19 protein-coding genes are annotated in these 18695 nt (G+C 64.5%); 7 read left to right on the forward strand and 12 right to left on the reverse strand.

Features of this window, described 5'->3' with window-relative positions:
• Positions 1-144 precede the first annotated feature (144 nt).
• Positions 145-1332, reverse strand: a complete 1188-nt coding sequence (locus tag AC0L21_RS17215) for a L,D-transpeptidase (protein ID WP_473263008.1) — start codon at positions 1330-1332, stop codon at positions 145-147.
• A 321-nt stretch (positions 1333-1653) separates the two neighbouring features.
• Here AC0L21_RS17215 and AC0L21_RS17220 point away from each other — a divergent pair, with 321 nt between their 5' ends.
• Positions 1654-2496 carry a hypothetical protein gene (locus AC0L21_RS17220; RefSeq protein WP_473263009.1) on the forward strand — a complete coding sequence of 281 codons (843 nt, stop codon included), beginning with the start codon at positions 1654-1656 and terminating at the stop codon, positions 2494-2496.
• Positions 2497-2498: 2 nt separating this feature from the next.
• Here AC0L21_RS17220 and sseA read toward each other — a convergent pair whose 3' ends face one another.
• The 3 genes from sseA to AC0L21_RS17235 all read right to left on the reverse strand — a co-directional run bounded on the left by sseA (position 2499) and on the right by AC0L21_RS17235 (position 5241).
• Complete coding sequence (sseA, locus tag AC0L21_RS17225; protein ID WP_473263010.1) at positions 2499-3353, reverse strand: 3-mercaptopyruvate sulfurtransferase; 855 nt, start codon at positions 3351-3353, stop codon at positions 2499-2501.
• A 163-nt stretch (positions 3354-3516) separates the two neighbouring features.
• Entirely contained in the window at positions 3517-3930 is a 414-nt protein-coding gene (locus AC0L21_RS17230; RefSeq protein WP_018454122.1) for a rhodanese-like domain-containing protein, read from the reverse strand.
• Positions 3931-4065: 135 nt separating this feature from the next.
• On the reverse strand, positions 4066-5241 hold the full coding sequence (locus AC0L21_RS17235) for a vWA domain-containing protein (RefSeq protein ID WP_063995163.1): 1176 nt from the start codon (positions 5239-5241) through the stop codon (positions 4066-4068).
• 123 nt (positions 5242-5364) lie between these two features.
• On the opposite strand from AC0L21_RS17235, the gene AC0L21_RS17240 reads away from it, so the two are divergent.
• Entirely contained in the window at positions 5365-5610 is a 246-nt protein-coding gene (locus AC0L21_RS17240; RefSeq protein ID WP_007613712.1) for a GlsB/YeaQ/YmgE family stress response membrane protein, read from the forward strand.
• Between the two features lie 118 nt (positions 5611-5728).
• Positions 5729-6571: an AAA family ATPase gene (locus AC0L21_RS17245; RefSeq protein WP_007600695.1), complete on the forward strand. Its 843-nt coding sequence runs from the start codon at positions 5729-5731 to the stop codon at positions 6569-6571.
• A gap of 940 nt (positions 6572-7511) precedes the next feature.
• On the opposite strand, the gene AC0L21_RS17250 is transcribed toward AC0L21_RS17245, so the two are convergent.
• The 5 genes from AC0L21_RS17250 to AC0L21_RS17270 form a co-directional block, all read right to left on the reverse strand.
• Positions 7512-7850, reverse strand: coding sequence for an immunity 53 family protein (locus AC0L21_RS17250; protein ID WP_473263011.1), 339 nt, complete (start codon positions 7848-7850; stop codon positions 7512-7514).
• A 147-nt stretch (positions 7851-7997) separates the two neighbouring features.
• A complete protein-coding gene (locus tag AC0L21_RS17255) occupies positions 7998-9644 on the reverse strand; it encodes a GMC family oxidoreductase (protein ID WP_473263012.1) in 1647 nt (548 codons plus the stop codon).
• Positions 9645-9660: 16 nt separating this feature from the next.
• Entirely contained in the window at positions 9661-10254 is a 594-nt protein-coding gene (locus AC0L21_RS17260) for a GNAT family N-acetyltransferase (RefSeq protein ID WP_473263013.1), read from the reverse strand.
• Positions 10255-10375: 121 nt separating this feature from the next.
• Positions 10376-11302 carry an SMP-30/gluconolactonase/LRE family protein gene (locus AC0L21_RS17265; RefSeq protein ID WP_473263014.1) on the reverse strand — a complete coding sequence of 309 codons (927 nt, stop codon included), beginning with the start codon at positions 11300-11302 and terminating at the stop codon, positions 10376-10378.
• Between the two features lie 135 nt (positions 11303-11437).
• A complete protein-coding gene (locus AC0L21_RS17270; RefSeq protein ID WP_473263015.1) occupies positions 11438-12271 on the reverse strand; it encodes a GyrI-like domain-containing protein in 834 nt (277 codons plus the stop codon).
• 179 nt (positions 12272-12450) lie between these two features.
• Between AC0L21_RS17270 and AC0L21_RS17275 the strand changes: the two genes are divergently transcribed.
• Positions 12451-13554 carry a mandelate racemase/muconate lactonizing enzyme family protein gene (locus AC0L21_RS17275; RefSeq protein WP_473263016.1) on the forward strand — a complete coding sequence of 368 codons (1104 nt, stop codon included), beginning with the start codon at positions 12451-12453 and terminating at the stop codon, positions 13552-13554.
• A 9-nt stretch (positions 13555-13563) separates the two neighbouring features.
• Here AC0L21_RS17275 and AC0L21_RS17280 read toward each other — a convergent pair whose 3' ends face one another.
• Positions 13564-13920 carry a hypothetical protein gene (locus tag AC0L21_RS17280; protein ID WP_473263017.1) on the reverse strand — a complete coding sequence of 119 codons (357 nt, stop codon included), beginning with the start codon at positions 13918-13920 and terminating at the stop codon, positions 13564-13566.
• A gap of 181 nt (positions 13921-14101) precedes the next feature.
• Here AC0L21_RS17280 and AC0L21_RS17285 point away from each other — a divergent pair, with 181 nt between their 5' ends.
• The gene (locus AC0L21_RS17285; protein WP_007595594.1) at positions 14102-14326 is read left to right on the forward strand and encodes a hypothetical protein; all 225 of its coding nucleotides are present in this window, start codon (positions 14102-14104) and stop codon (positions 14324-14326) included.
• A 277-nt stretch (positions 14327-14603) separates the two neighbouring features.
• On the opposite strand, the gene AC0L21_RS17290 is transcribed toward AC0L21_RS17285, so the two are convergent.
• Entirely contained in the window at positions 14604-15260 is a 657-nt protein-coding gene (locus tag AC0L21_RS17290; RefSeq protein ID WP_473263018.1) for a glutathione S-transferase family protein, read from the reverse strand.
• A 168-nt stretch (positions 15261-15428) separates the two neighbouring features.
• Between AC0L21_RS17290 and AC0L21_RS17295 the strand changes: the two genes are divergently transcribed.
• Together AC0L21_RS17295 and AC0L21_RS17300 are read left to right on the forward strand one after the other, a co-directional pair.
• Positions 15429-16652, forward strand: coding sequence for a polyhydroxyalkanoate depolymerase (locus AC0L21_RS17295; protein ID WP_084777503.1), 1224 nt, complete (start codon positions 15429-15431; stop codon positions 16650-16652).
• Between the two features lie 115 nt (positions 16653-16767).
• Complete coding sequence (locus tag AC0L21_RS17300) at positions 16768-17694, forward strand: catalase family peroxidase (protein ID WP_473263060.1); 927 nt, start codon at positions 16768-16770, stop codon at positions 17692-17694.
• A 2-nt stretch (positions 17695-17696) separates the two neighbouring features.
• Here the strand turns inward: AC0L21_RS17300 and AC0L21_RS17305 are convergent, their stop codons facing one another.
• A complete protein-coding gene (locus AC0L21_RS17305) occupies positions 17697-18623 on the reverse strand; it encodes a helix-turn-helix domain-containing protein (protein WP_085361471.1) in 927 nt (308 codons plus the stop codon).
• Between the last annotated feature and the right edge of the window lie 72 nt (positions 18624-18695).

An 18695-nucleotide genomic window follows, 5' to 3' on the forward strand; every position in this document is an offset into this window, starting at 1 on the left:
GGGGGGGCGTTTTCCATCCCCCCTCCCCCAAAAAAACCCCCCCCCCCCCCCCCCCCCCAACACTCCCCCCGGCCGCCCCCCCCCCCCCCCCCCCCCCCCCGTCATCAGATCAATTCTTGCGAGATCAATTCTTGCGAGGCCGGTTCAGCGTACGGTGACGGGCGCGGGCAGCGGCGGCACCACCGTCGGCTGGGTGCCTCCGACCGGGCCGGCCTGCGCGGCCATCGGAGCGGGCCCGGCAGCGCCGGGCACGGGCGCGGCGGATGCGGTCGCGGTTCCCGGCGGCGGACCACCCGGCAGCACGACCACGCGGGTGCCCACCTTGACGCGATCGAACAGGTCGGAGACGTCCTCGTTCAGCATGCCGATGCAGCCGGAGGACACGAACTTGCCGATCGTCGAGGGCTGGTTGGTGCCGTGGATGCGGTAAACGGTCGAGCCGAGATACATCGCGCGGGCGCCGAGCGGATTGCCGGGACCGCCGGCCATGAAACGCGGCAGATAGGGCTGGCGCTCGATCATCTCGGTCGGCGGATGCCAATCCGGCCACTCGGCCTTGCGGGTGATCTTCTGCACCCCGGTCCAGGTGAAGCCGTCGCGGCCGACGCGGACGCCGTAGCGGATCGCACGGCCGTTGCCGAGCACGTAATAAAGGTAGGTATTCGGGGTATCGACGATGAGCGTTCCGGCCGGCTCCTTGGTCGCCAGCGAGACTTCCTGGCGGCGCAGGTTTTGCGGCAGCTGCGCCGGAGCAGCGTCAGGCTGCTCCTCGGGCGGGAGCGAAGCGATCGCCATCGGCCGGCCGTCGGCACCCACGGGCGGCTGCCCGGCCTGGACCGTTCCGGTCGCGCCGGGACCAGCGACTGCCTCGGGCGGACGCAGGCCGTCACTGCCGGGCGCCTGAGCCGGACGATCGGCGTAGATCACTGCGGGCGGGCCGGCGGGGCGGCCGTAGCGCGGATCATCGGGTGACGTCACGGGACCCTGCGGCGGGGCGGCCGAATCGACGGGGGCACCTGCGGGACGGCCATAACGGGGATCATCGGGCGACATCACCGGCCCCTGCGGCGGCGCGGCGGAATACACCGGCGGAGCGCCGGGCGGACGGCCGTAGCGCAGATCCGGACCGGGCGGCGGCAGCGCTGCCTGCGGCATCGCATCGTCTTCATCGTCGAGCGCGTCGAAACTCGGCGCGCGGTCGCCGGGCCGATATTCGGCCGGCGCGCCATAGCTCGGCGCCTGCTGGACCGGATAGCTCTGGGCCTGCGCGAGCGAGGTTCCCGCCGCAGCGACTGTTGCGGCAGCGCATATCGTCAGAATATGTTTGATCATCATCGCTCTTGTATAGTCCCCGGGCCCCGTCCGGACCGTTAACGGCCAGATGACGGAAGATAGCGGCACATTCAAGACATTACAGGCAGATTTGTGCCTGATTTGCCGATTTGTGATCCGCAAGACTACCGTTGCCTCCTTGCATCACGGGACGAAAATCAGCCCACGCCCGAGATCGCAGGAGTCGCCGGCTCCGTTTTTTACGGAACGGCGCGGAATCGTTGCGGTATGTTCGAATCAGCCTGATTCGCCTCCGCTTTGAGCTTCGATCCCCGCGTGGCGAACGCGGCAAGCAGTACCGTCACCGCGTTCAGATGGCTCATGGGCCCTGGCCACTTCGCCGCCGGGGCGGAAATTCGCAATCCCTCGATGCTTCCCGGCTTTCGCTTCCTGTTTGCCGCGATCCTGCTGTCAGCCTCCATCCTGGTATTCGGCCTGGGCGCCGCCGCGCTGCTGCGGGCGAGCCACGAGCAGTATGTCAGCAACCCCTCCTGGCGGAATGGTCCGCAGGAGCAGGTATTTGCACAAGCTCCCGAGCCGGCCCAGCCGGTGCTCGCGGTCCTCCGCGCCGAGCCGGAGGCGGCCACCGATCCGACGCCGTCGCTGCGCGATCAAGTCCCGACCATCGCGCTGCCGATGAGCGAGCCCGAGCCGGTCGTCATGGTGACAACCGAGACCGACGGTCAGCCGCAGGTCGTTGCACCTCCGGCTGACGTCCCGGCCGAACCGGCCAATGTCGAGGCCAAGGCCGAGACGACGACGGACGCCGCGGCGCCAGCCTCAAGCAACACGCTTACTCCGGCCGACGCCAGCGCATCCATCGCCGAGGCCAAGCCCGTTTCGATCGCTCTCACGAGCAAACCAACACCTGCCGTCCCCAGCGCAGCCTCGGCTTCGTCCAGGTTCGACATGGCGAGCGCGAAGTTCGCCGCATTGAACGACCCGGCGACCACGGCCTGGAAGGGTCCGCCGGCGAAGGTCAAGGCCGACTCTAAGGCCGACAGCAGTTCGCCGGAGAGCAAGGCGACCAAGCCACGGGCGCATCGGGTGAAGAAGCGCCGCCGCATTGTCAGGCGTCCGCCGCCGCCGGTTCAGCAACTCGATGCGTTCGGACAACCGCAACCCACGCTCGCCGCAACGACGACCGCGCGCGCACATCAGTAGGGTTACGCCGGCCCCGTTGCGATCGGCGGTCCCTTTTCCTGCCCCCATTCCGACCATGAGCCGTCGTAGAGCGCGGTGTCGGTGATGCCGAGGCGATAAAGCGCCAGCGTCAGCACGCCGGCAGAGACCCCGGAGCCGCAGCTCGTCACGATCGGCGCATCGAGCTTGACGCCGGCGTTGGTGAAGGCAGCGCGGAGATCATCGAGCGGCTTCATCGTGCCGGTCGCGGCGTCGAACAGGAGATTGTAGGGCACGTTGCGCGCGCCCGGGATATGGCCGGAGCGGATGCCTGCGCGTGGCTCCGGCGCCCGGCCCTCGAACCGGTCGGCGGCGCGCGCATCGATCACCTGCTCGGCACGGCTTTCGACGTTCGCGATCAATTGCTGCATGCTGCGCACGCGTTTGGAATCGTAGCTCGCCTTGAATGTCGCCGGCTTCGGCTTTGTCTCGCCGCTCTCGACCGGACGCCCCTCGGCGCGCCACTTCTTCAGGCCGCCATTGAGGATGCGCACATTGCCGTGGCCGAAAGCCAGGAACATCCACCACGCGCGGGGAGCAGCGACCCAGCCGCCGGCATCGTAGATCACGACGGTGTCGGCATTGGAGATGCCGAGATGACCCACGTCGCGACCGAACTGCTCGGCGCTCGGATACATGTGCGGCAGCGGGTTGGAATGGTCGGACACCGCGTCGACGTCGAAGAACACCGCGCCAGGCAGATGCGCGGCGAGATAGTCATCCTTTGGCAGCGGCAGCACGCCCGGCAGCTTGAAGCTGGCATCGAGCACCTTGACGTTGGCATCGTCGATGTGGGCGGCGAGCCATTCGGTGGAGACGAGGGGATCGGTGGCGGTCATTGCATGCTCCGGCAGTTGTCTCAGTCGTCATGGCCGGGCTTGTCCCGGCCATCCACGTTCTTCTTCGCGAGAAAGACGTGGATGCCCGGGTCATCTAGCGCGAAGACGCGCTTCGCGCTTTTGCCCGAGCATGACGGAGTGTGTGGTGAGAGAGGTATTCATCTCACCCCTTCTTCTTCGGCTCCCACTGTTGGGTCGGCCCGCCGGCGTCGCGCCAGGCGGCGTAGCCGCCGGCGATGTGGGCGACGGGCTTGAGGCCCATGTCCTGCGCGGTCTTGGCGGCGAGCGCGGAGCGCAAGCCGCCGGCGCAATGGAACACGAATTTCTTATCCTCCTGGAACACCGGCTTCGCATAAGGGCTCTGCGGATCGATCCAGAATTCGAGCATGCCGCGGGTGCAGGCGAACGCGCCGGGAATGCGACCGTCGCGCTCGATCTCGCGGGGATCGCGGATATCGACGATGACGACGTCGCCGTTCTTGGAGATTTCGATGGCGTCCTTGGCGGTGAGCGTCTCGATCTCGGCATTGGCCTCGTCGATCAGCGCCTTGATGCCGCGGGTGATGGTCTGGGGCATTGTTCGTATCTCCCTCTTCTCGTCATTCCGGGGCGCGCGTAGCGCGAACCCGGAATCCATTCATCTACACGTACTGCCACCCGATGGATTCCGGGTTCGATGCTTCGCATCGCCCCGGAATGACGACGGCGAGAGTCAGTGCGTCAACTCCTTCATCGCACCTTCCAGCCCCTCGATCGTGATTGGATACATGCGGTTGGCGAAGATGCGCTTGATGATCGTGGTGGATTCCGAATAGTCCCAGTGCTTCTGCTGCACGGGGTTGAGCCACACCGAATGCGGATAGGTGCGGATGATGCGGTCGAGCCAGACCGAGCCGGGCTCTTCGTTGACGTGCTCGACCGAGCCGCCGGGCACCATGATCTCGTAAGGCGACATCGAGGCGTCGCCGACGAACACGATCTTGTAGTCGTGCGGGTATTTGTGCAGCACGTCCCAGGTCGGCGTGCGGTCGGTGAAGCGGCGCTTGTTCTGCTTCCACACGCCTTCATAGAGGCAGTTGTGGAAGTAGAAATACTCCATGTGCTTGAACTCGCTCTTCGCCGCCGAGAACAGCTCCTCGACCTGCTCGATATGCGCGTCCATCGAGCCGCCGATATCGAAGAACACCAGCAGCTTCACCGCGTTGCGCCGCTCGGGCCGCATGTGCACGTCGAGATAGCCGTGATTGGCGGTCTCGCGGATGGTGGTGTCGAGATCGAGCTCGTCCGGCGCGCCGGTGCGCGCGAACTTGCGCAGGCGCCGCAGCGCCACCTTGATGTTGCGGATGCCGAGCTCGACATTGCCGTCGAGATCCTTGAACTCACGCTTGTCCCACACCTTCACGGCGCGGTTGTTGCGGTTCTTCTCCTGGCCGATGCGAACGCCTTCGGGATTGTAGCCATGGGCGCCGAACGGCGAGGTGCCGGCGGTGCCGATCCACTTCGAGCCGCCCTGATGGCGGCCCTTTTGCTCCTCGAGGCGCTTCTTCAGGGTCTCCATAAGCTTGTCCCAGCCCATGGCCTCGATCTGCTTCTTCTCATCGTCGGTCAGGTATTTCTCGGCGAGCTTCTTCAGCCACTCCTCGGGGATCTCGGCCCCCTCCATGGCGTCTAGCAGGCTCTCCAGCCCCTTGAAGACGGTGCCGAAGACGCGGTCGAACTTGTCGAGGTTGCGCTCGTCCTTCACCAGCGAGGTGCGCGAGAGATAGTAGAAATTCTCGACCGAATAGTCCGCGAGATCAGCGTCGAGCGCCTCCATCAGCGTGAGGTATTCGCGCAGCGTCACGGGGACCTGCGCATCGCGCAGAGAAGTGAAGAATTGCAGGAACATGGGTGACAGATTGCCCGTCGGGGGGCGAACGTCAAGGGGCGGAGGCCATCGCTCTGCGCTGGACCGGGAGGCTTTTTGCTCTAGAATTGGCAGTCTCACGGGGTTGTTTTGGGGACGTTTGCAATGGGAATTCTCGCAGCGCTCATCATTGGCGCGATCGCAGGCTGGCTTGCCGGCAAGATTGTCCACGGGGCGGGATTTGGGCTGATCGGCAACATCGTCGTCGGCATCATCGGTGCGCTCGTGGCCAGCTGGATTCTGCCTCAGCTGCATATCCAGCTCGCAACGGGCACGGTCGGGGCCATCGTGGATGCCACGATCGGCGCGGTGATTGTGCTCGTCATCCTTTCGCTGATAAAACGGGTCTGAAAGCCTGACCGAACCAGGAACGGCCGCCACGGGCGGCCGTTCCGTTTGTTGGACCAGGGCCATGAAACTGGCAATTCAAACTGGCAATGCCTGGGACGACGACCAACAAGGACGCGCGATGAAATTTACCGGCACCAAGGACTATGTTGCGACCGACGATCTCAAGGTCGCGGTCAACGCCTCGATCGTGCTGGAGCGCCCGCTGCTCATCAAGGGCGAGCCCGGCACCGGCAAGACAGTGCTGGCGGAGGAAGTGGCGAAGGCGCTGAACGCCCCGCTCCTGACCTGGCACATCAAGTCCACCACCAAGGCGCAGCAGGGACTCTACGAATACGACGCGGTGTCGCGCCTGCGCGACAGCCAGCTCGGTGATGCCCGCGTGTCCGACATCAAGAACTACATCAAGCGCGGCAAGCTGTGGGATGCCTTCACCGCCGAGCAGCGCCCGGTGCTGCTGATCGACGAGATCGACAAGGCCGACATCGAATTCCCGAACGATCTTTTGCTCGAGCTCGACCGCATGGAATTCCATGTCTACGAGACCGGCGAGACGATCAAGGCGAAGCAGCGCCCGATCATGATGATCACCTCCAACAACGAGAAGGAGCTGCCGGACGCGTTCCTGCGCCGCTGCTTCTTCCACTACATCAAGTTCCCCGACGCCGACACCATGACCCGGATCGTCGACGTCCATTTTCCCGGCATCAAGAAGCGGCTGGTCGAGGAAGCCCTGCGCATCTTCTTCGAGGTCCGCGAGGTGCCCGGCCTGAAGAAGAAGCCGTCCACCTCCGAACTGCTCGACTGGCTCAAGCTGTTGCTCAACGAAGACATGAGCGTCGAGCAGTTGCGCGAACGCGATCCGCGCAAGCTGATCCCGCCGCTGCACGGTGCGCTGCTCAAGAACGAGCAAGATGTGCATCTGTTCGAGCGGCTGGCGTTCTTGAGCCGGAGGGAAGTGTAGGTTCGAGCGCACTCCGCGTTGCGGGCGAGGCAATCGGCCAAATCAACCGGTGTCGTCCTGGCGAAGGCCAGGACCCATACCGCGTGATCTATCGATAAAACTCCGGCGCCAGTACCGCCCACCAAACCCCTCCCTGGGGTAATGGGTCCTGGCTTTCGCCAGGACGACGGTGGTGAAGCATCACGCTTCAACACACCCGCATCCTAAATCGCAGACACGCCTTCGCATCCTCGCGGCGCATTCGCCCGAGCTATGCTCTCTCCGTCACCCCTTTGACAAAGAGGGTGCAGGGAAGGCCGGGTGCCGGCTGGCACCCACGGTCCGCTGTGCGCATGTAGCGCAAAAGGACTGCACAGCGGCATACAGGCGAAGCCCAACACACGGCCTTCCCTGCGCAATGGTCGGACGGCTTATGCCGTGCTCTCCCGGGAGCCGAACTTTCCTTCTGGCCTCCCTCGCCCCGCGAATTGACGATGCCGTCCGCCCGGTTGGGCTCGCGCACATCTCCGCAAAGGCTTGACCGTAGCAACGACGGCCAGGACCACACGGTTTTGCCGTACGCAGCTCATCCGGCTCCGCCAAGAGGCTTCGCCGGACTTCGGCGCCGCTCGTCCGCACGAAGCCTCGGGCTCACAGGGACTACCCGCCCTGCCCGCGCCTCTCGCGCACGACGCTGCTGCGTCCACCGCAACCCGGCCCGCGTTTCGAACGACTCGCGAACCGCCCCTCTTCGGAGGCCGGGCTGTTTCGATGTATGCCGCAATTCCGAATTTCGGTAAAGCGGAATATTTTTGTGGAAAGGGATTGACGGGTGTCGAGGTGTTTTGCCCGACGGGCCAAGTAGCCCGGATGGAGCGCAGCGCAATCCGGGAAAATCGTGCAAACCGATGCAGTCATCCCGGATTGCGCTACGCTCCATCCGGGCTACGGACGATCCGGTCTATCTTGCGGGCCTTTCGATCTGCTCCGCCGAGCGCGTTTCAGCCCAGCGCAAGAAGATCGAAATGACTTCGCCGAGCCTATCCGGAGGACACGCCCCGGTGAATACATCGTCCTTCACGCGACAATGGAAAAACTGCCGGTGATCGCTTGATTGAAGCTCGGCAATTTCTTCGAAAGCCCGACCGGACAAATATGTATCTCTAAGCTCCACCCTGAAGTTCCAACCGGGATTGTCGAGCGTCTCGATCGTTATCCCGTAGGTGTGCTCCCAGTCTCCATTGCATTGGGCCGCGTACCAGCGCTCCAGTCGTTCAAGCACTTCGCCTGCGTCTTGCATCGGATTTCTGTCCGTTGGATGATCAGCTTGTAGGGTGGGTTAGCGTCAGCGTAACCCACCTCTTTTGTCTCCGCGTCGAGGGACGTGGTGGGTTACGCCGCGCGAATTGCGCTTCGCGCAATCGCGGGGCTAACCCACCCTACAAGGTCACGCCACAGCCGCATCGGGCACGCGTGCGGCTTCCATCGGCTGCTTGCCGCGTATCAGGTCCGAGGCGCGGTCGGCGATCATCATGGTGGAGGCATTGAGGTTCGCCGAGATCATGCGCGGCATGACGGACGCATCGATGACGCGCAGGCCTTGCAACCCGTGGACGCGGAGCTGGTCGTCGACCACGGCCCAGGTGGAATCCGCCGGGCCCATGCGGCAGGTGCAGCCGGGGTGGAAAGTGGTGGTGCCGCGCTCGGTGGCGGCGGCCAAGAACTCGTCGTCGGTGTTGATGTTGGGGCCGGGGAAATCCTCGTAGGCGTAATAGGGCGACAGCGGCGCGCTCTTCAAAAGCTTGCGCGCGAGCTTCATGCCGCCGACGATGACGCGGCGGTCGAGCTCGGCGTCGAGATAGTTGGTCTGGATGATCGGCGGCGCGAACGGATCAGACGAGCGGATGCGGACATAGCCGCGACTCTCGGGGCGCTGCTGCCAGGAGGCCACCGTCATGCCGGGCTCGTCCTCGAGCTGGCCCTGCACGCCTTCCTTGTAGCTCGCCGGCGTGAAGGTGAGCTGCAAATCGGAGCTTTCCGCGCTCTCGCCGGAATGCCAGAAACAGTAGACCATGGTCGGCGACAGCGACAGCAGGCCTTTGCGCGCAGTCGCCCATTTCATCGCCTCGACCCAGAGACGCCAACCACGGCGGAGCTCGTTGATGGTCCTGATGTCCTTGACGCGCGCCACCGTGCGCGGGGCGTAGTGATCCTGCAGGCCTTCGCCGACCGGAAGCGCGTGACGCACGGCGATGCCGTGGGCGCCCAACAAATCCGGCGAGCCGATGCCGGAGAGCTGCAAGAGCTGCGGCGAATTATAGGTGCCGCCGGAGAGGATCACTTCCTTGTTGGCGCGGACTTCGACCGGCGTGCCGCCACTACCGCCCTTCATGTAGCGCACGCCGACGGCGCGCTTGCCCTCGAAGATGATCTCGGTCGCGTGCGCGTGGGTGTGGACATGGACGTTCGGTCGCTTCATCGCGGGCTTGAGGAAGGCGGTCGCGCCGGAGACGCGCAAGCCCTTGTCGATGGTGCGCTGGCAGTAGGAGACGCCCTCCTGCGTCTTGCCGTTGTAGTCGGGGTTGCGCGGAATGCCGAGCGAGACCGCGCCTTCCATGAAGGCTTCGCAGAGAGGATCGCGCCAGTTCATGGTGGTGACGGTGAGATTGCCGTCGCGGCCGCGATAAATGTCCTCGCCCTCGCCCACGCGTTTCTCCAGGCGCCGGAAGTAGGGCAGCACGTCGGCGTAGCCCCAGCCGCGATTGCCCATCTGCGCCCAGGTGTCGAAATCCATGCGCTGGCCGCGATTGTAGATATGGCCGTTGATCGAGGACGAGCCGCCGAGCGTCTTGCCGCGCGGCGCGTAGATGCTGCGCCCGCCGGTCCAGGGCCCGACCTCCTGTTGGTAGGCCCAGTTGATGCTCTTCATGTGGAAGGTCTTGATGAAGCCGGCCGGCAGATGGATGTAGGGATGCCAGTCGCTCGGGCCCGCCTCGAGTACGCAGACGCTGGTCGCAGGGTCTTCGCTCAGCCGGCTGGTGAGCACGCAACCGGCGGAGCCCGCGCCGACGATCACATAATCAAATCTGTCCATGGTGCCTCGGCCGCCTCTAGCGCGGCTTGTCGTTGAGTTGATAATTCAAATGCGTTCGCACGGTCGGCCATTCGGCCGCGGTGATGCTGTAGACCACGGTGTCGCGGAGCGTGCCGTTGGGCGCGACCTGGTGGCTGCGCAGGATGCCGTCCTGCTTGGCGCCCAGGCGCTCGATGGCGCGGCGGCTCTGGTGATTGAAGAAATGCGTGCGGAATTCCACCGCGATGCAGTCCAGGGTCTCGAAGGCATGGGTGAGCAGCAGCAGCTTGCACTGCGTGTTGAGCGGGCCGCGCTGCGCGCTCTTGCCGTACCAGGTCGAGCCGATCTCGACGCGGCGGTTGGCGGCATCGATGTTCATATAGGTCGTCATGCCCACGATCGTGCCGCTGCCATCGAATACGGTGAAAGGGAGCATCGAGCCTGCAGCCTGAAGTCCGAGCCGGCGGTCGATTTCCTTGCCCATGTTGTCCGGCGTCGGAATCGCGGTGTACCAGATGGTGGAGAGCTCGCCATCCTTCACGGCCTCGATCAGCCCCTCGCGGTGCTGATGCGACAGCGGCTCGAGACCGGCATGCTGTCCGCGCAGGGTGATGGGATCGGGCCAGGGCATATTGAAGTCTCCTTAGGTCGCGTCATTGCGAGGAGCGAAGCGACGAAGCAATCCAGACTGTCACCGCGGACGCATTCCTGGATTGCTTCGCTTCGCTCGCAATGACGGTCACTAGCACCGTTTATTGGTTTAGGAAATTGAGAGGCAAACCGCCGCGCGGCCAGTCCATGGCGATCAGCTCGCCCCTGCCTGAGAGCGTGATGTAGGCGGTCTTCAGCTCGGGGCCGCCGAAGGCAATGTTGGTGGTGACGCGGTCGCCGGTCGGGACCTGCTCGACCAGGGTGCCATCGGGTGCGATCACCGAGATGCAGCCGGAGACGAGGGTGGCGACGCAGACATTGCCGTTCGCTTCGACCGCCAGCGAGTCGAACATCTGGTAGCCGCCGAGGCCGCAGATCGGTTTGCCCCGCTCGCCGCGATAGATCACGTCGCGCGGCTTGAGCGTGCCGGGCGCGGAGAGCTCGTAGGCCCAGAGCCGGCCCGTCGGCGTCTCCGCGATGTAGACGGTGGTCTCGTCGGGCGACAGACCGATGCCGTTCGCCGGCAGTATGCCGTGCACGACTTCGACGATCTCCTTCATGCCGGGCTTGAGATAGTACATGCCGCCGACGTCCATCTCGCGCGCGCGGCGCTTACCGAGATCGGAGAACCAGAGGCCGCCCTGCTTGTCGAACACCAGATCGTTCGGCCCGCGCAGATCGTGCTCGCCGCAACTGGTGACGACGGTTTCGACCTGGCCGGATTGCAGATCGACGCGCTGGATCGAGCCGCCGAGATAATCGTCGGGCTGCGGACCCGGCATGATCATGTTGCGGGTCGGGATCCAGGAGAATCCGCCATTGTTGCAGATGTAGATCTTGCCGTCGGGGCCGAGGGCTGCGCCGTTCGGGCCGCCCGGAATCTTCGCGACGATCTCCTTGCGCCCGTCGGGATGGATTCGGGTCAGGCGCTGGCCGCGGATTTCCACCAGCACGACCGAGCCGTCCGGCATCACGACCGGCCCTTCGGGAAATTCGAGGTCGGTGGCGAGAACGCGGACGTTGGACATGTGGGGACCCTCCCGGCTGCTTGTTATGACTTGCACGGGATGTCCGGCACGGGCCCCACACGCAAGATTGCCTGCGGTTATGGCAAAGTCACCGGGGCTTGCCAAGCAAGCGGGATGGTATGCCAGCGTTGCGCGCTAATCTCGCACGGGTATCCAAATCTCCAGGCCGCCATTGCCGGTGGCGGGATCGAATTTCTCGTCGTAGCGTTCGAAGTTCGGCGCATCGGCAGCCTTCAGGCCGGAGGCCGGCAACCACTGATTCCAGATAGCGTTGACGGTGCGCCTGATCGAGGCGACGTGGTCGGCGTGGGTGAACACCGCATAGCGCTGCTCGGGGATACGGATACGGCCGAAGCGGCGGGGCAGCTCGGAGAAATCGGCGACCTCGACGCCGGCGATGTAGTCGAAATTGCCGGCATCGTCGCCGTTGCAGCAGACGCCATAGGCGACCGGTCCAACGCGCGCGGGAATGTCGGCGACATCCTGGTGGAAGCGCTGCCACAGTCCGGGAATCACCGCGCCGTTGTCGCAGGAGATGCGCTCGTTGATGCCTGCGATGAGGAAGGCCTTTGTGGTTTCGAAGCGCGGGGCGGCGAGTTTGTCGGAGATGGTCGAGTCCATGAGGATCGGCTCCTGAAGCTTGAGATGGCCGGTGCATTGCGCGGCGCGCACCGCTTCGGGCGTGGTGCCGAATTGGTCGCGGAACGCGCGGGTGAATGCTTCGTGCGAGCCGTAATCCGCCTCCAGCGCCAGCGAGAGGATGTCCGGCGCGCCGTTCGCAAGACTGCGCGCCGCTTCGCTCAGCCGCCGCGCGCGCACGTACCGCATCACCGGCAGGCCGGTGGCTGCGGCAAACGCGCGCACGATGTGGAACCGCGACACGCCTGATATCGCAGCAATCTCGTCGAGCGTCATAGGCTCGGCCAGATGGCTCTCGACATACCAGAGCGCGCGCTGGGCTGGGTTCATGGCGTCTCTCTCGTTCGAAGCGCAACCATGATGCACGGAAGTCCGCAGGCTTCGCTTGATCGGCGTTGCGGTCCCGCAAAAGGATAACGCTGGAACAGCCGCTGGCAACATCCGGGCGTTCATGGCTACACTCGGGACGTCCTTGAAACCGCTCACGAGAAAGCAGGAGGAACCCCATCATGAAGATCACCGATGTGCGGGCGCATCATATCCGCATCCCCTATGACGCCGGTGTCGCGAGCTTCCGTCAGGGCGCCTCCGCCATCACCGCCCTCGACATGGTGATGGTCGAGGTCACCACCGACGCCGGCTTGACCGGCTGGGGCGATGCCTTCGCCTATGTCTGCCCGCGCACCACGCGCAGTGCCGTCGAGGAAATGATCGCACCGCAGGCCCGTGGGCTGGAGGTTCCCGATGCCGCCGGCATTCCCGCGGTGATGGAGCAGATCCAGCGTAATCTGCATCTGTTCGGGCGTTACGGCATCACCATGTTCGCGATTTCCGGGCTCGACATCGCGCTGTGGGACCTCGCCGCCAAGATCAAGGGCGTGCCGCTGCACCGCCTGCTCGGCGGCACCCGGCGCCCAGCCATTCCGGCTTATGCGAGCCTGTTGCGGATCGGCTCGCCCGACAACATCGCCGCCGAATGCAAGAAGGCGCTCGCGCTCGGCTACGGCGCCATCAAGCTGCACGAGACCACGGCGCCGGCGGTGTTTGCCGCGCGCGCGGCGATCGGGCCCGGCATTCCGCTGATGGTGGACATGAACTGCCCGCTGTCCGGCGAAGAGGCGATCGCGTTCGCCAGGACATGCCGGGACGCGCAGCCGATGTTCCTCGAGGAGCCGATTTGGCCGCCGGAGGATTTTACGGCGCTCGCCGAGGTCCGCAGCAAGGGCGGACTCGGCGTCGCGGCCGGCGAGAACGCCTGCACGGAATATCAATTCCGCCAGATGATGGATGCGGGCGCGGTCAGCCACGCCCAGCCGTCGGTGATCAAGGTCGGCGGCATCACGGAATTTCTGAAGGTTGCGGCGCTCGCGGATCGGCAAGGCGTCAAGATCGTTCCGCACTCCCCGTATTTCGGCCCCGGCCTGCTGGCGACCTTGCATCTCCTGGCAGGGCGCGACGACGGGTTGGTCGAGATGTTTTACCTGAAGCGCGAGGCCTGCCTCTGGGGAGGCCGCGCCGATGTCGATGCCACCGGCCATGTCGCGGTGCCGACCGGACCTGGACTCGGCTATGAGCCCGACCGCAGCGTGATGGAGCGATATCGCGTCGCCTGAGCGCGGCGCCTATTTCGCCGCATCTTTCGGCGGCGGCGCATCCTGTTTCTTCTTTACATCCTCCGCGGTCTTCGCCTGCGCGCTCTGGAGATCGCCGAGCATCTTCTGCAAGCCGGCCACCGTCGTCTTCAACGCGTCGATCTGGCGGCCCGCGGCATCCAGCTTCTGCTGGTGATCGAGATTCAGCCTGGTGATCGTCTTCTGGAGGAAGTCGACGTTGCTCTGGAGGCAGCTGGTGCGGCGCTCCATGGTCTTCTCGACGGTGCAGATCTCGATGCCGGGCACGTCCTGCGCGCGGACCGGCGCAATCGCCAGCGTGGCGAGCAGCAACATCGCGAAGCAGACGCCGGTGCCTCGAAGCAGCATGCAGGTTCCTCGTCAAATCAATCACGGCAATGTGCGCTTTTTGCACGCGGCCTGTCGAGGCTACCACACTCGCACCGCATTCTCGCGTTGAGCTTGCAGCTGTTCCCTCGGACGGGGAGCGATGATCTGCACGCGGAGGAAATGGGCGCTCCTTCCGCGGCTTTGTTTAGGGGAGTTTTTGATGGCAACGCGCGACAGACGACTGGCGGAATTCGACGGCGCCGGAGAACCGCCGCCTGGCCTTGCAGTCGAAGTGCTGTGCGAGGACCACAGCGGGACTTATCAGCTGCCGTTCGCCTGCCGCTATGTCGAGGGACGCTGGCAGAACCACACGGCCGGTGTCGCGGTCGAAGCTACCGTCATCGGCTGGCGCGTCCCGCGCATGAAGCATTCGGGCGTGGCCTGAGCACCGATGTCTGTCTCAAAATGCAACGGGGTCGCGTCCCGGCTTAACCTTCGGAACGCGGCCCGAACGAATCGCGTCCGAATCAGCCGTAGGGCCCCGTACGCGCCTGTTCACGGCTAGATGTCGCAACTGGCCACCAGGCGCATACAATATCTGCGCACCGCTTGAGCAGGGCCAGCCAGCCATGGGCGTCAAAAGTTAACGGCTTCAATGACATGACCGCGGGTGCGGCGATTGGATGCTCGCTTCCAAAACAGGCAGATGACACCTGGCCTGCCTAATATTCGACCTCGAGCTCCTCGATCTCGGCCGGCTCATCCTTTGCCGCCGCGATCCATTCCTTCATCTCCGGCATGGCCATGATGGTATCGGCATAGGCCTGCAGCTGCGGCTCGAGCTTGACGTTATAGGTCACGAAGCGCGTCACCACCGGGGCGTACATCGCATCAGCCATGGTGCGGGTCTCGCCGAACAGGAAGGGCCCGCCCGATTTGTCCAGGCAGTCGCGCCAGATCGCCCAGACGCGATCGATGTCGGCCTGCGCGCGCGACCAGATCTTGAAGCCGGGGAAGTGCCCCTTCAGATTGACCGGCAGCGAGGCGCGCAAGGTGGTGAAGCCGGAATGGATTTCGCCGCAGATCGAGCGGCAATGCGCGCGCTGGACGCGATCCGCGGGCAACAGCCCTGCATCCGGCATCGCCTCGTTGAGATATTCGGCGATTGCCAGCGTATCCCAGACGATCGCGCCGTCGTGCCGCAGGCACGGCACCAGGATCGACGATGACAACAGCAGGATTTCGGCGCGCGCCGACGCGTCGTCCGGCGCGGTGACGATCTCCTCGAAATCGAGCCCGGAAAACTTCGTCAGCAGCCAGCCACGCAGCGACCAGGACGAATAGTTCTTGCTGCTGATGGTCAGTGTCGCCTTCGCCATGTGGCCTTCCCTCACGCCTGTGACTTGCACCCGCCCGGACTGCCGAGTGCGCACCGCCTGTGCTTCCCGCGAAAAGAGCAGCAAGCGACGTGCCAATCTTGAGGGCGGCCCATCTCCGGTTTGGCTCCGATATTGCATAACAGCACGGGGACAGGTGGGCGTTTCAGTATGATGTCGATGTATTATCAGGCCTTTCAGAACCATATGGACCTGACGGCGCCGTGGCGGTCGGGGGCTTCGTCCGCGCTCAAATTCCTCAATCTGGTGCCGCAGGGCTTATCGGATCAGGTCGTCGGCCGGCTGTCGGCCGCGCTGGAGCTGATCTCCCGCTCCACCCTCACCTACCACCGCCCCGCCTACGGCATCGACAGCGTCATGGTCGGCAATCGCGAGGTCGCCGTGACCGAGGAGATCGCTTATGCGACTCCGTTCGGCTCGCTGCTGCGCTTCAAGAAGGAAGGCGTGGGCGAACAGCCGCGCATGCTGCTGGTGGCGCCGATGTCCGGCCATTTCGCGACGCTGCTACGCGGCACCGTGAAGACGCTGCTGCAGGATCACGACGTCTACATCACCGACTGGCACAATCCGCGCGACATTCCCCGCAGCGAGGGCCGTTTCGGGCTCGACGACTACACAGAGCATCTGATCGACTTCCTCGGCCAACTGGGCCCGCGCCCGCACATGGTCGCGATCTGCCAGCCCTCGGTCTCTGCACTCGCGGCCGCCGCGATCATGTGCGAGGGCAACCATCCTTCGCGGCCGGCGACGTTGACGCTGATGGCCGGCCCGATCGACACGCGCATCCAGCCGACCAGAGTCAACGAATTCGCCAAGAGCAGGCCGATCGACTGGTTCGAGCAGAACCTGATCAACTACGTGCCGATGCAGTGCCGCGGTGCCTTGCGGAAAGTCTATCCCGGCTTCGTGCAGCTCACCGCCTTCGTCTCGATGAATCTCGAGCGCCACATCAAGCAGCATATCGATCTCGCCGATCACATCGCCAAGGGCGAGAAGGAGAAGGCGGCCAGCATCAAGACCTTCTACGACGAATATTTCGCCGTGATGGACCTGCCCGCGGAATTCTATATCGAGACCGTGCGCGACGTGTTCCAGGAGCACCTTCTGCCCCAGGGCAAGCTGATGCATCGGGGACGTCCGGTGAACACCAAGGCCGTCAGCCGCATGGGGCTGATGACGGTCGAGGGCGAGAAGGACGACATCTGCTCGATCGGCCAGACGCTGGCCGCGCAAGACCTCTGCACCGGCGTGCGCGCCTATCGCCGTGTGCACCACATGCAGGCCGGCGTCGGCCATTACGGCGTGTTCTCGGGCAAGCGCTGGAATAACGAAATCTATCCGCTGCTGCGGGATTTCGTGCACGTGAACTCCTGAAGCCGCGCCAAATTTCTTTCAGCAGGATTGGACAAGGCAGCGCTGCTTTGGGAAAGACGCTGGCGCTGCACCAGACCTAAAACCTGGCCATGCCGCTCGCCCCGGAGGCCAAGCCATATCCGAACTTCCCACCCCAGCTGCAACACCCGCCGCGGTCGTCGAGGCATTGAAGGCGGTCGCAGGCAATCCGCCGAAGGTGCGCGCGAGCTTCGCTAAGGGGCGATGTGTGCGCGGAACCTACGCCCCGTCCGACCGCGCGGCAGAGGTTACGCGATCGCTGAGCTTCACCAAGCCCTCGCGTGTGCTCGCGCGCTTCTCCGTCGGCGGCGGCAATTCCGGGGTGACCGACACCGACAACCTCGTGCTGCGCGGCTTCAGCTTCAGGCTTGGCGACGACGCCCATCGCTCGGACATCCTGACGGAAACCGCTCCGGTGCATTTTGCACGGACGCTCGACCAGATGCTCGCCTTCCTCGAGGCGCGCATTCCGGGCGCGGACGGCAAGCCTGACATCGAGAAGGTCCGGGCCTTTTCCGCGGACAATCCTGAAACACTGAACCAGGCGAACTACCTCGCGGCACGCCGGCTGCCCGGCAGCTTTGCCGGCACGACCTATTGGGGCGTGCACGCCTTTCCCGCGACGAACGCGAAGGACGAGACCCGCTTCATCAAGTTCAAGGTCGCGCCTGTCGGCGGCGACGTCACCTTGAGCGAGGACGAAGCCAGGACGAAGTCGGCCGATTTCCTCCATGACGATCTCGCGCGGGGAATCGCAGCCGGCGATGTCCGCTTCAACGTGATGGCCTTGCTCGACCGTCCCGGCGATCCCACCATGGACGTGACCCTGCGATGGCCGGACGAGGACAACCGTGAGCAGGTGCGGCTGGGGACGATCGTCATCACCAGCCTCGAGGCCAACGAGGCCTGCGACGGCTCCATCTTCAATCCCGCCAATCTTGCCGACGGCATCGGCCATCCGCCGGACGAGATCTTTGCGGCGCGCCGCACGGCCTACACAATCTCGCTGTCGAAGCGCCGGTAAATTCAAGTCTTGTCCCGTCCGCCATCCGTTTCGCGGCGCCACGCGCCCGGACTGACACCGACGATGGACGAGAACACGCGGGTGAAATGGCTCTGATTGGCAAATCCGGCCGAGATGGCAATCTCGGACAACGGCAGGTCGCGGACTGTCATGAGTTGCTTGGCCGCCTTCACGCGCTGCTGGAGCAGCCATTGATGCGGCGGCAGGCCGGTGGAGATCCGGAATGCGCGTGAGAAGTGGCTGACCGACAGGCCAAGCTCGGTCGCGATCAGCTGTAGCGCGATCTTGCCCGAGAGATCGGAATCGAGCCGGTCACACGCACGCTTCACCTGCCATGGCGCGAGACCGCCGCGGCTCGGTTCTGCGGCTGGCTTCAGCCCACCATAGGTCTGGGCGACATGGGCGGTGAGCGCGAGCATCATGTGATCGACGAAAAGCTGGTTGGTCTCGTCGGGCCGACGCAGTCCGTGCTGCAACGAGGCGCCGACATGTCGAACGACTTCGTCGTCATGACCGACACCGGGCTCGTAGCTGAGCTCGCCAACGCGCGGCCCGCCCGGTTGCCTGGCAACGCTGTTGAGCGCCGAGCGCGGCAAATAGAAGAAGAGCGAGTGAAACGGCTTGTCGATCACATAGCGCGGATCGCGCTTGAGGTCGTACAGATAGGTCGCACCTGCGCGAACATCCGCTTTGGTGACACAGCGGCCCTCCTCCCAGCATTCGCAATCCGGATAGTCGCGGAGTTTCAGGCTGAGGAGATAGGCATCTTCCGCCGCCAGCGAGCCGGAAATATCCGGTGTCGGATCGTCGTTGCGGACTTCGGTAACCGCGAGCTCGGCGCTGTGCAGCGAACGCGTGATCAGGACCGGTGCTTGCTTCGAGCGAAGGCCCTGCCCGAGCCTCTGCCCGTAGACGCCTGCTTGTGTCATTCTAGCAAATCCATCCGAAGGCACGTCTTCGCCGGCCCTCCCGAGATCCGCGCATTATCGGAGATCGCCGGC

The sequence above is a fragment of the Bradyrhizobium sp. WSM4873 genome (genome assembly GCF_055811355.1).